The organism is Paenibacillus sp. JNU01 (assembly GCF_059130585.1).
The window spans coordinates 2669127-2682080 of the sequence record NZ_CP169723.1 but is presented as its reverse complement, the minus strand read 5'-3'; the positions used below and the strand labels follow the sequence as shown (position 1 = coordinate 2682080).

7 protein-coding genes are annotated in these 12954 nt (G+C 49.0%); 6 read left to right on the top strand and 1 reads right to left on the bottom strand.

Annotated elements, in window-relative coordinates:
* Window positions 1-2 precede the first annotated feature (2 nt).
* The 5 genes from NLBNIHML_RS11635 to dnaI all read left to right on the top strand — a co-directional run bounded on the left by NLBNIHML_RS11635 (window position 3) and on the right by dnaI (window position 12008).
* Window positions 3-3218 carry an alpha-mannosidase gene (locus NLBNIHML_RS11635; protein ID WP_494354419.1) on the top strand — a complete coding sequence of 1072 codons (3216 nt, stop codon included), beginning with the start codon at window positions 3-5 and terminating at the stop codon, window positions 3216-3218.
* Window positions 3219-3518: 300 nt separating this feature from the next.
* Complete coding sequence (locus NLBNIHML_RS11630; RefSeq protein WP_339257206.1) at window positions 3519-4838, top strand: glycoside hydrolase family 125 protein; 1320 nt, start codon at window positions 3519-3521, stop codon at window positions 4836-4838.
* Entirely contained in the window at window positions 4835-8014 is a 3180-nt protein-coding gene (locus NLBNIHML_RS11625) for a beta-galactosidase (RefSeq protein ID WP_494354418.1), read from the top strand. The genes NLBNIHML_RS11630 and NLBNIHML_RS11625 overlap by 4 nt, the downstream gene beginning before the upstream one ends.
* Complete coding sequence (locus NLBNIHML_RS11620) at window positions 8011-10806, top strand: alpha-mannosidase (protein WP_494354417.1); 2796 nt, start codon at window positions 8011-8013, stop codon at window positions 10804-10806. The genes NLBNIHML_RS11625 and NLBNIHML_RS11620 overlap by 4 nt, the downstream gene beginning before the upstream one ends.
* Before the next feature lie 251 nt (window positions 10807-11057).
* Complete coding sequence (dnaI, locus tag NLBNIHML_RS11615; RefSeq protein WP_253440604.1) at window positions 11058-12008, top strand: primosomal protein DnaI; 951 nt, start codon at window positions 11058-11060, stop codon at window positions 12006-12008.
* 125 nt (window positions 12009-12133) lie between these two features.
* Here dnaI and NLBNIHML_RS11610 read toward each other — a convergent pair whose 3' ends face one another.
* Entirely contained in the window at window positions 12134-12289 is a 156-nt protein-coding gene (locus tag NLBNIHML_RS11610) for a hypothetical protein (protein WP_017692450.1), read from the bottom strand.
* A gap of 265 nt (window positions 12290-12554) precedes the next feature.
* On the opposite strand from NLBNIHML_RS11610, the gene trxA reads away from it, so the two are divergent.
* The gene (gene trxA / locus NLBNIHML_RS11605) at window positions 12555-12872 is read left to right on the top strand and encodes a thioredoxin (RefSeq protein ID WP_036605788.1); all 318 of its coding nucleotides are present in this window, start codon (window positions 12555-12557) and stop codon (window positions 12870-12872) included.
* Window positions 12873-12954 lie beyond the last annotated feature (82 nt).

The following is a 12954-nucleotide window of genomic DNA, read 5'->3' as shown; positions in this document are numbered from 1 at the left end:
CTGTGGAACGTATCAGACGATTGATTCGCGAGTTGTCCGAACATCAGTGGCTGGAGCAATTGCAGCTGCGCAGTTGGGACATTACTCGTGCTTATTACAATGTGCCAGGACAGTATGAGGATCAGGGTGAGTACCCGGAAGGGCAAGATTATGAGCGTTTTCCGAGCAAACAGGGAACGACGTATTTCTTCAGAACACGTTTAGAGATCCCTTCTACATGGCAGCAAGCGCCTTATGGGCTTGTATTTGAAACGGGGGGAGAAGGTTTACTGCGGGTGAATGGACACTCCTACCAGGGATTGGACCGCAATCATACCTACGTCACACTTGATCCGTCCAAAGTCGGGACCAACCCAGAACTTGAGATTGAGATGTTCGATCCAGTACCTGAACCTGTGGACCCTTTGAATCAACAGGCGGTTATTCAGCCGCCGATCACATCGGTTACCAGCTTGCTGGTGAGACCAAATGAAGCCGTTCGCAGTCTCATGTACACCGTCATTATTGTGCGTGATTCGGCTGTGCTGCTGCCAGAAAGTGACTTCAGGCGGATTCGTCTGCTGGAAGCCATCTATCGTGCGATGGACCAATTTGTAGGCATGTCAGCAGAAGAGATCAAGCAGGGGGAAGGTATTCGTCGGATTGAGCATAATCTGAAGCATCATGTACGTGAGATTGGCGGTAACGCGGAAGGTCTGGAGCATATGGTGGGACAGTCCCATATTGATATTGCGTGGCTGTGGCCTGTACGTGAGACGGTACGCAAAACGAGCCGAACCTTCTCCACCGTGGACGCACTCATGAATGAATATCCAGACTATGTGTATTCCCAGAGTCAACCCTTGTTATATGCATTCCTGAAGGAACATGATCCCGAATTGTACGCACGCGTGAAGCAGCGGATTGCAGAAGGACGTTGGGAGCTCGTTGGCGGCATGTGGGTTGAGCCGGATCTGAACATCCCAAGCGGCGAGTCTCTGATTCGCCAGATGTTATACGGTCAGCGTTTTTATATGGAGGAATTCGGGAAAACATCACAGATTGAATGGCTGCCGGATACATTCGGGTACTGTGCCTCACTGCCGCAGATTTTGAAGCATGGCAATGTGGAGTATTTCATGACCACGAAGCTCGGCTGGAATGACACCAATGTGTTTCCATATGACCTGTTTCACTGGGTGGGGATTGACGGCACACCCATTCTGTCTTACCTCAATCATGGTGTTAATGAGAATACCCTGCCAAAAGATATTCACGATCACTGGCAGTCCTACCGTGAGAAAGCAGCCCATCCGGAGCATATGCTTCTATATGGACACGGAGATGGTGGCGGCGGGGTAACACGCGAGATGCTGGAGTATGTCGATCGTGCAGACCTGATGGTTGGACAGCCTGCAAGTCGATACAGCACAGCCGGAGCTTTCTTTGCCGGAATTGAAAAGGAACAACCTGTACTTCCGAAGTGGCATGGTGATCTGTATCTGGAGTTACATCGGGGAACCTACACGACACATGCTCGCAATAAGCGCAACAATCGGAAAGCGGAGGTTCTGTATCGAGAAGCTGAGTTGTGGAATACACTCGCTCAACCGGATATGGAGGCGAATACCGAAGCTGAAGTGCGTTCAGCACTGCATGACGGCTGGAAATTGATTTTGCTGAATCAATTCCACGATATTATACCGGGATCGGCGATTACAGAGTCCTACGTGACTTCGAATGAGGAATATGTACAGGTATTTGAATTAGGTAGAACCGGACTGCATCAAGGCATTGCAGCATTGACAACGGCTATCAACACCAAGGGACCAGAAGGTTCACTAGCCTATGTTGTATTCAACAGCCTGGGCTGGAAACGGAGTGCAGTCGTTCAACTTTCTGTGCAGGATGGCTTGGATCGCTATGGCGTCGATGAAGAAGGCCAACGCCTGCGGATGGATCGGGAGGATGGCAGCATGTCTATTCTCGTGACAGACATTCCGGCGTTTGGATATAAAACGATCTGGCTGGTACCGGAAAACACAAGGGAAACGAATGTACGGGAAATGACCAACCTTGCCGCACAACCAACCTTTAATGATACATGGGATACCGCTCTTTATCATATACAGTTCAACGAACGCGGAGAGATCACCCGTCTGTGGGATAAGACCGCAGAGCGCGAGATGCTGAAGCCAGGTGAACGTGGCAATCAACTTCACTTCTTCCACGACCGTCCAACGCTCTGGGATGCATGGGATATCGACAATCGTTATGAGGAACAGGTTGCTGGTGAAGTGGAGCTGTTGGAGAAAAAGCTCGTGTTGGCGGGTACAACGAAGGATGTCCTGCATTTCCGCTGGAAACTTCATCAATCGATGATCACACAAGATATCGTCTTTTATCATGACTCACGGCGAATCGACTTCCAGACACACGTGAACTGGAATGAAGATCACAAACTTCTGAAAGTCGGCTTCCCTATTGATGTGGTGACCTCCAAAGCGACATTTGAGATTCCATTTGGCGCATTGGAACGTCCAACGCATCGTAACACAAGCTGGGAACAAGCCCAGTATGAGGTCTGCGGACATCGCTTCGCGGATGTAGCCGAATATGGATACGGCGTCAGCTTGCTCAATGATTGCAAATACGGTTATGACGTGCAAGGCAGTACGATTCGTTTGTCCTTGTTGCGTGCCCCAAAATGGCCTGACCGCACGGCTGATCTGGGGGAACATGAATTCACATATTCCCTGTACCCGCACAACGGAGACTGGAGAAACGCACACACCGTACGTCATGCAGCTGAACTGAACACGGAAGTGGTCGTGCAACAAGTAGAGCAAACACAACAGCCACAACAAGTGCAATCGATGGAACAGGTGCAGCAGATGGATCAATCACAACAAAGCACAGGGGCTGAAGTATATCCAACGGCAGATGCAACAGTAACTGTTGCACACCCACGTCCAGCAACTGGATCATGGATTAACTTCGAAAGCCAGCATGTCATTCTGGATACCGTCAAACTGGCAGAGGATGGACACGGCACCGTGCTGCGTTTTTATGAGTCGTCAGGCAAACGCGAAAACATCACATTGCAATGGCCACATGCTTTCGAGCAAGCCTATCACTCCAACGCACTGGAACAACCAATCAAACCACTGGCCCACACGAACGGCCAGATGACATTATCTTTTAAGCCTTACGAAATAAAAACCGTGCTGCTGCGGTAAACCTTTTTGAAATATTTCGAGCTATATATGTCGCGTCGGAGCTCTTTATTCACACGTTAACGGAGAGGACAGAAATAACCAGAAGAAGCGAAGCGTTCACCTCAAAGCTTTCTGAAAGAAAGCTACATCGGAAGCATACGCTATCCCCAGATTTTACCCTTTAGAAAAGGGAAACAAAAAAATCTGGGGATAACAGCGATTGGAAGGTTATTCTGTCATCGTAGTGGTCTAGTGTGAATGTTCTCAGCTTGATCTTCTATAGCTACACCATTCAATTTGTTTAAGGAGTTGCACTCATCCATGGAACAGTTTAGATTACCCAAAATACCCATGCCGCCTGTTGCTTTGCCACAATCCATTCAGGCCGTGCTCGAAGAAGCAGAACAGAAACTGGCTCATAGGCCAAAGCTGCTACAATTATTCAAAAACTGCTTCCCCAATACCATTGAAACAACAACCAAGTTGATGGAGGACGGTACCACTTTTGTCATCACAGGAGATATTCCGGCTTCCTGGCTGCGTGATTCGGTGGAGCAGGTCGTACACTACATTCCGTTTGCAAAAGAAGACGAGGACCTGCAACGCATCATCGGCGGGCTGATCAAACGTCATATCCAGTATGTTCATATCGATCCATATGCCAATGCCTTCAATGAGACGGCCAATGACTGGCACTGGAACACCACGGACGAGACCGACATGTCACCTTGGGTGTGGGAACGCAAATTTGAGATTGACTCATTATGTTTCGTTGTGCGCCTGGCCTATCTATATTGGAAGGAAACCGAGCTGACTGACATTTTTGATTCCAGTTTCAAGGCAGCGATGCGTAAAATTGTGGATCTGTTCAAAGTCGAACAGCATCATATGGAACAATCTCCGTATCGCTTCACTCGCAATAACGGTATCCCGACAGATTCCTTGCGCAATCACGGAAAAGGCATGCCAGTCAACTACACAGGTATGATCTGGTCCGGTTTCCGTTCCAGTGATGATGCGTGTGATTTCCACTACAATATACCTGGCAACATGTTCGCGGTTGTAGCTCTGCGCCAAATGCAGGAGTTTGCCGAGTGGGTGTTCCGGGATATGGAACTTTTGCAGGAATTGAAGGATCTGGAGCAGGACGTAGATCACGGCATTCAGCTGTATGGAATATATCGTCATCCGGAATTTGGACCGATCTATGCGTACGAGACGGACGGTTATGGCAACCACTGTCTCATGGACGATGCCGGTACACCGGGACTCATGTCCATCCCCTATCTGGGCTACGTCACAGCGGATGATCCAATCTACCAGAATACGCGCCGCTTTGCTCTGAGCAAAGAGAATCCATTCTACTATGAGGGCAAGGTTGCCAAAGGAATCGGTAGCCCGCACACCCCGCCGAATTATATCTGGCATATGGGATTGTCCATGCAAGGACTGACTGCGCAGTCTGCCGAGGAGAAACTGGAGATTATCCGCATGCTCGAAGCGACAGATGCAGATACCGGATATATGCATGAAGGCTTCCACGCCGATGATCCAACGATCTTTACACGAAAATGGTTTGCATGGTCCAACAGCCTGTTCTCCCAGTTGGTCTATACATCCATGAAGGATGGCCTATTATGAGTATCCAACCTAAAAATCAAAAGCTGATTATCTTCTCTGACCCAGCGTTTCCAGTGGAGGGAGCTTTTCCAACTGAGCAGGCTCTGAATACATGGGAAGCAGTCGGAGAGATTCGTGTTGTAAACGCTGATGAACTTGCAGAGGCGTTGAAAGCGACGGCTGGTGAAGGATGTTTCATCAATCTGCATGCACCCTATTTCCCCAAGTCCGCCTGGACGGAGATTGCAGCTTATCTGCATCAGGGAGGGAGTCTGATCAGTGTTGGTGGTGCGCCTTTCAAACGTCCGGTTCGATATGAGAATGGGGCATGGGTTGTAGAGTCCGAGCAGACCGCCTATCACCAGGAGCTCTATATTCATGAGGCGTTAAACGTATCTGCTGACGGTGTCCAATCATTCACTTCATCTGAACAGATCCCGCTTCTGGCCGGAAAAGAAGGACTTTTCGAGATTTCAGATACATGGAATCTAGTTCCGCATACGACCAAAAACAGTGATTTGCCACACCAGATGGGTTCAGCAGGCACGATGAGTACACAGATTCACTCTTTGCTTCGCGGAATCAACAAAGATGATCGAAGCATTGCTGCCCCAATCGTCCTATGGGAGAATTCCCGCGGGACTTTCGTTGGTTCGCGCTGGATGTTTGTACATCTGCCGTTGACTCCTTCATTCTGGGAGCAGGATGGCGCAGGCGAGATGGTGAAGTGGGCACAATTCTGTGCGCAAGGTGTCACCGAGCTAACCCTGAAAACGAATTATGCTTCGTATGAGCCAGATGAGCGGGCAGTTCTCACACTTCAAGGTCAGATTTTACAGCGAGCAGGCAACAGATGTACAGCGTCTGAGCGGTGGACATTCGACATAACAGTGGAGCATGAGAATCGCGCTAATGGCATGGCAGAAAAGGTATGGATCCATCGACTGGAGATGGAACTTTCCGGTGAACAGCGTTTCGAACGCATACTTCTCCCGGTTTCCATTGAAAGTGGATTGTATCGGATTGTGAGCCGTGCACAGGCACCTGATGGGGAAGTTCGAATCCTTCGGCAAGGCTTCTGGGGACAGGATGCCGCATTGCTGGCAGAAGGGGAAGTAATCACCCGCAGCAGAGATTATTTTGTGAAAGATGGACGACCTCTCCCTGTTGTGGGTATGACCTACATGACCTCGGATGTGGCACGGAAATTTCTGTTTCTGCCGAACGCGGATGTCTGGGATCGCGACATGGCACAGATGGCGAAAGCCGGGATCAACTGGATTCGGACGGGAATCTGGACCGCTTATCGCAATATGATGCAGGTGGACGGTCACATGGCTGAGGACGTGCTGCGTGCCATTGATGCTTTCCTGTTAACAGCGAAGCGGCATGGTTTGCAGGTCACGTTTACCTTCTTCTCCTTTACACCGGAGACATGGGAAGGGACGAATCCGTATTTGGACCCGCAAAGTGTCGAAGCACAGAAACGTTTCATCCGCAGCATCGTTAGTCGTCACACACATACAACACATGTGGATTGGGATCTGATTAATGAGCCATCGATGTTTGATCCGGTGCGCATCTTCTCGGCTGGCCCACGCTCGGCGAGGGATACGTATGAACAGAAAGCCTTTGTCGAGTGGCTTCAGCAGCGTCATGAGACGATAGAAACGTTGCAGGAGGCATGGAACATGTCACCGAAGCAGCTTCCCAACTTTGCAGCCGCGGTCATCCCTGAGCCGGAAGAGATTAATTTTGATGTACAGGATATGCACAAGGCCAAAAAAGGAACGCGCTGGCTCGACTATTGTCTCTTCTCCATGGAGATGCACAATGTTTGGGCAAGAGAGCTTGTAGGTACGATCAAGGATCTGGTACCCAACCATCTGGTCACTGTGGGACAGGACGAGGCCCTTGGTGCACAGCGTCCTTCGCCGTTCTTCTATGAACGTGAAGTGGATTATACAACGGTGCATTCATGGTGGTTAAACGATGATCTGATCTGGGACGGCATTTTCGCCAAAACGCCACATAAGCCCAATCTCATTCAGGAGACGGGCATCATGTATGTGGAAACCCCGGATGGACGAGCCAAACGTACGGAAGAGGAGCTTCGCGGCATTCTCGAACGCAAGTACGCCTATGCTTTCTCGACAGGCGGTGCAGGAGCAGTGCAGTGGATCTGGAACACCAACTTCTATATGGATAATGCCAATGAGTCTCATATCGGAGCGTTGCGTGCAGATGGCACGGAGAAGCCAGAGGCGGATGTGTCTTATGATTTTGGCACATTCATGCATGGCATTCGTGATCTCTTTGAAGACCGCGAGCTGGAGGATATTGCAGTGGTGTTCCCGTATTCCAATGACTTCTCCAACCGTGCCCTCGCCTATGATGCTACAACAAAGCTGACCCGTGTAATGTCCTATGATCTGAAACTGCCGTTCCGTGCGTTATCCGAATATCATCTGGAAGCGTTGGAGCAGCAATTACCCAAGCTGATTATCGTGCCAAGTCCGCATAATATGGACAGCGACGCACTGCAACAATTATTCGCGTTCGCGGAGGGGGAAGGCACAACTCTGCTCATCACTGGACCACTGGGGCTGGATGCGTACTGGAAGGCAAGTGACCGGGCAGATCATATCGTCGGCCAACGCAGTCTGGGTAACGTGCAGCGGGAAGAGCTGCTGAATATTAATGGCGTGAATCACCGGGTGACCTATGGACGACGTCGGATCGCCGAGGTGGCGAAGGAGACTTTACTTCATGGGAATAAGAGTACACCAGATGAAGTAACCGTTTTGCCTTTGGGTAAAGGAAAATTGATCTGGACCCCACTGCCGCTCGAGTTAAACGGACGGGATGAACCACTTGCTGACTTGTATCGTTATGCCACTGAAATTTCGGGCGTCGAACAGGAGCTGGAATGGATATCCGGTGGGGATATCGCTGGAATCTACGGCCGGAAGCTGAGTTTTCCAAAAGGAAATCTGTATGTATTTGTATCGGAGTTTGCCTTGAACCATGAAGTTCATGTGAGGGATCAACGTACGGGTGTATCGTACTCGTTCCAATTGGAGAAAAATCGTTCGGTGCTGTTTGCCACAGATGCTGCCGGAGAGCTGAATGCCGTATATCGCCCGGATGAGGTTGAGATTGTACAACAAGAGGAAAGAGGTGGCGTAACACGATGATCAACCGGACAAACAAGTCGAAAAGAGCACATATTATTTCGCATACCCACTGGGATCGGGAATGGTACTTGCCGTATGAGAAGCACCATATGCGTCTCATTCAGCTCGTGGATTCACTATTGGATCAGCTTGATGAGGGATCAGAGTACAAAAGCTTTTATTTGGATGGACAAACGATAATCATCGATGACTATCTTCAGGTTCGCCCGGAGCAGAAGGAACGACTGGAGAAGCATATCCGCAATGGACGTATTGTGATTGGACCATGGTACATTTTGCAGGATGCCTTTCTGACGAGTGGAGAAGCCAATGTGCGCAACATGCAGGTTGGACATAAGGACGCCAAGCGTTACGGTAACCCTTCGAAAATCGGTTATTTTCCCGATACATTCGGATTGGTTGGACAGACTCCGCAGCTGATGCAGCAATCCGGCATTGATAATGTGTTCTTTGGACGCGGTGTGAAGCCTACGGGATTCAACAATACGGTATCGGATGCCGGATATGAATCGAGCTTCTCGGAGCTGATGTGGGAAGGGCCAGACGGATCGAAAGTGCTCGGCGTATTGTTCGCCAACTGGTACTCCAACGGGAATGAAGTTCCGGTAGACGAGGCTTCGGCCCGAAAGTTCTGGGAAACCAAGCTTGCCGACGCGGAGAAATATGCATCCACGAATGAGTTGTTATACATGAACGGATGTGATCACCAGCCGATTCAGCGAGACCTGCCAGAAGCGATTCGTATGGCTGAGCAAGTATATCCTGATATCGAGTTCATTCACTCGAACTTTCCAGATTATCTGACTGCCCTGAGAGCATCGGCTGAACATGAGCTGTCCACGGTCAAAGGTGAACTGCGCAGCCAACGTACCGATGGCTGGGGAACTCTGGTGAACACTGCCTCGGCTCGTGTGTATCTGAAACAGATGAACCAGCTGGGCCAGACCATGCTGGAAAAGGTGGCTGAACCCCTGGCATCCTATGCCTATCTGCTTGGGCATGCCTATCCACATGATCAGCTGACATATGCCTGGAAAACGCTTATGCAGAATCACCCGCATGACAGCATCTGTGGATGCAGTGTGGATGAGGTGCATCGCGAGATGGTGACGCGATTTGATAAGAGCCGCCATGTGGCAGAAGCATTAATTGAGGACAGCACCAATCAGATTGCCACAGCCGTGGATACCTCCATCTTTGCACGCTATGGCGAGCATGCCCGACCTGTTGTGGTGTTTAATACAACGGGCTGGGAACGTAGCGGTGTGGTTCAGATGGAACTGGACGCGGCTCGGTTGTATTTCCGGGAAGGATATACGCTGGAAGAGATGGCGGTGCAGATGAACGCTGTTGACCTGTCAGATCGTATCCTTGTAGATGAAGAAGGTACGCAGATTCCATGTACGGTGGAAGATCTGGGTCTGCAATTTGGCTATGATCTGCCGGATGATCGCTTCCGCCAGCCGTATAGCTGTCGGCGTGTTCGTATTCGTTTTGAAACAGAGAATGTAGCTGCATTTGGCCTGAAGACCTATGCATTGGTCAACTTTACGGATGCCGCAACGAGTGGTATTCCATCACAAACGACTACCTTGTTGCGTGGTGAACGTGGCATGGAAAATCAACATATGATCGTCACCATTGCAGACAATGGTTCATTCACTCTCACGGATAAAAGGACAGGCCGGACTTACAAAGACCTTGGCGTGTACGAAAATGTGGGCGATATCGGCAATGAATACATGTTCAAACAGCCAGAGAACGAAGTAGCGTTGACCACAGAAGCGCTTCAGGCAGAGATTCGGATTCTTGAGGATACATCATATTCGGCCTCGTTCGAAGTGATTCATCATTGGGAAATACCGGAGTCAGCGGATGAAACGCTGGATCAGGAACAGAGAGAACTGATTTATTATCCACATCGCAAAGCCCAGCGTTCAACTAAAATGATTCCCCTCCAGATCCGTACGGTTATATCATTAAGCCGTAGTGGAAAAGGAGTGCAAATGGAAACCACCTTCAACAATCAGGCGAAGGATCATCGGGTGCGCGCACTCTTCCCAACAGATCTTGTATCTGCTGTTCATCATGTGGACTCCATGTTTGAAATTGCGACACGTGATAACACACCTGCACCGGAGTGGCAAAATCCAAGCAATACACAACATCAACAGAGTTTTGTGGATGTGAGTGAAAAAGATGCGGGATTGGTCGTAGCCAATCTGGGTCTGAACGAGTATGAAGTTCTTCAGGATGGACGAAACACCATCGCCGTTACGTTGCTTCGTGCTGTGGGCGAACTTGGAGACTGGGGATTGTTCCCTACACCGGAAGCACAATGCCTTGGTGAACATACATTTCAGATCGAGGTTATTCCTCACGATGGCAATGGTGCAGCGTCAGGTGCGTATAAGGAGGCCTACCAGTTCCAAGTTCCATGGACATTGGCACAGACGGAAGTACATCCGGGTTATCTGACACCTAGCAGCACACCATTGGCATGGCAAGGAGACGGCTTGGCTTTTTCTTCACTCAAGGTGAATGAAGACTCCGGTGATGTGATGCTCCGTTGGTACAATATGACCACCGAGTCCGTTAACTTGAAGCTTGCTGCATCGCAAGCAAATCCGCAACCATTCGAATTGGCGTATAAGAGCAACATATTGGAAGAAGAGGGCGAAAGGCTCCATACCCACAGCATAGAAGAGGCATCAACATTATCATTTGCCAGTAAGGAATGGAACATACAGGCTGATTCATGTGAGATCATCACTGTCGGCTTGCGCCGCTAAACGAGGTTGAAAAACAGATTTTTGGACATGCACTAAAAGGTACAGGACTACTAGTATGCGATGAATCAGGTATTACGTATGGTGATGGAAGGGGTACGCTATTTACCAGATGTATCTGTTGAGTTATTGGTTGTTTTTCTATAGAATGAACAGTAGAATTGCAAACGATCGAAAGTTCCTATGCCATCAACATGGCTAGGGAGCACTTCAATTGTTCATTCTATATTGAAACATTAAGGGGGCTTGAAGCCATGGAATCCTTGGGAGGACTGCTTCAGCAGCTGAACCCTGCCTTTCGTGAGCAATCGCGGCGGATTGCGGCGGAATTGATGGAAAATCCGTACGTACGCGAATTCCGTGCAGGTCATCCTGAACTGCAAGATGCACAGCTCATGACCGATCTGAGCAAGCTGTTTCAGTACGCCAAAGACTCAAAGAACTGTGCGAATTGTCCGGGACTCGACAACTGTCCTAACGATTTTCAGGGCCACTTTTGCAAACTGGAAGTAGAACATTTTAACGGTAAACCCGAAATTATAGATATAAAAGCACCTTGTTCCAAACATGTCGCCCGGCAAAATGAACATATCATTAAGCAACGTATTCGCAGTTTCTATGTGGATGAGCGTGCGCTAAGTGCTGGATATAACGACGTGGAGATCATGGGCAAGGATCGGATGCGTGCTCCGGCAGTGAATCAGGTGCTTCGTTATATTAGGGAGACCAAGGAGAACGGATTATCTCCGCAAGGACTGTTCCTGGAAGGGACATTCGGGACAGGCAAGACGTTTTTGATGTGTTATCTGCTGCATGAACTGGCGGTGGCAGGCCACACGGGTGTCATTATCTACATGCCTGACTTTGTGGAGGATCTGAAATCCATGATCAGTGAAGGGCAGAAGCTGAAGGAAATGACGGATGTTCTGAAAAGTTGTGATCTGCTCATCTTTGATGATATCGGGGCAGAGAATCTGAACCCTTGGGTTCGGGATCATGTGATGGGGTCTATTCTGAACTATCGGATGAATCGCAAACCAACGTTCTATACGTCCAATTACAATCTGGATGGGCTTGAAAAACATCTTAGCTTCACCAATCGGGACGGCGAGGAAATGAATAAAGGCCAGCGTCTCATGGACCGGATTCGTCCATTCGTGGATGTCATCTCCGTTCGGGGTGAGAATCAGCGCGGCAAACGTTAACCGGTAATTCTTTTGGTCTGATCGGCAAAATGTACTTTTTACATTATAAGTAGTCCCAAAAAAAGCCTGGCTTTCGCATTGTCGCGAAAACCGGGCTTTTTTTGTCCTGCGTGAGCCTGAGCAACCTATTCGGTGAGGAATTTGAAGATGACCATACCGAAAAAGATTACTGTCATCAGGCCGGCCATGCCGGCAACACCCGCGATCAGATCAAATAGATCGTTGCGGGGTTCCTCGTTCACATGTTCACGCGGGTCGCTGATCCGCACATTTGCATCCATGTTATTGCCTCCTTATGGGGAATGACAGCTTGGCCTGAAGCGGCCGCAAACCCGGAGTAATTTTAGTATACTTGGAAAAGAAAGCGTTTGTAAAGATTTTGCAGTGGGTATGCCACATCCTGTAATTGTGAAGATTTGATGTTGGGAAGATGAACATTGCAGCGTTCAATTCACAAGTTTAATGTACCTGTGTTATACTGGAAGTGTCGTTCACGACGTTACAGGTTAAAATAAAACCGTAAGTATATATAAGGAGGACAATTTCATGGCTATTGTTAACGTATCCGATCAATCCTTCAACGCTGAAGTAGAAGGCGAAGGAACGGTTCTTGTTGATTTCTGGGCGCCTTGGTGTGGTCCTTGTAAAATGCTCGCTCCAATCCTGGAAGAGCTGTCCACAGAAGTTGGCGATGCAGTGAAAATTGCTAAAGTTAACGTGGATGAAAATCCGGAATCTGCTTCCCGCTTTGGCGTAATGAGCATTCCAACGTTGATTTTCTTCAAAGATGGTCAACCGGTAGATAAAGTGGTTGGTCTGAACTCGAAAGATGCGCTCAAAGGAATTATTGAAAAACACCAATAAGTTACAGGCTTAAACATACGCCTCCGGTTTACATACCGGGGGCGTTTTGCGTCGAATACCTTTATATAGGACAATATAAAGT

Excerpts from the sequence above, each read along its gene's own strand:
- NLBNIHML_RS11630 (WP_339257206.1), top strand. The coding sequence starts at position 3,519 with ATGGAACAGTTTAGATTACCCAAAATACCCATGCCGCCTGTTGCTTTG.
- NLBNIHML_RS11625 (WP_494354418.1), top strand. The coding sequence starts at position 4,835 with ATGAGTATCCAACCTAAAAATCAAAAGCTGATTATCTTCTCTGACCCA.
- NLBNIHML_RS11620 (WP_494354417.1), top strand. The coding sequence starts at position 8,011 with ATGATCAACCGGACAAACAAGTCGAAAAGAGCACATATTATTTCGCAT.
- dnaI (WP_253440604.1), top strand. The coding sequence starts at position 11,058 with ATGGAATCCTTGGGAGGACTGCTTCAGCAGCTGAACCCTGCCTTTCGT.
- NLBNIHML_RS11610 (WP_017692450.1), bottom strand. The coding sequence starts at position 12,289 with ATGGATGCAAATGTGCGGATCAGCGACCCGCGTGAACATGTGAACGAG.
- trxA (WP_036605788.1), top strand. The coding sequence starts at position 12,555 with ATGGCTATTGTTAACGTATCCGATCAATCCTTCAACGCTGAAGTAGAA.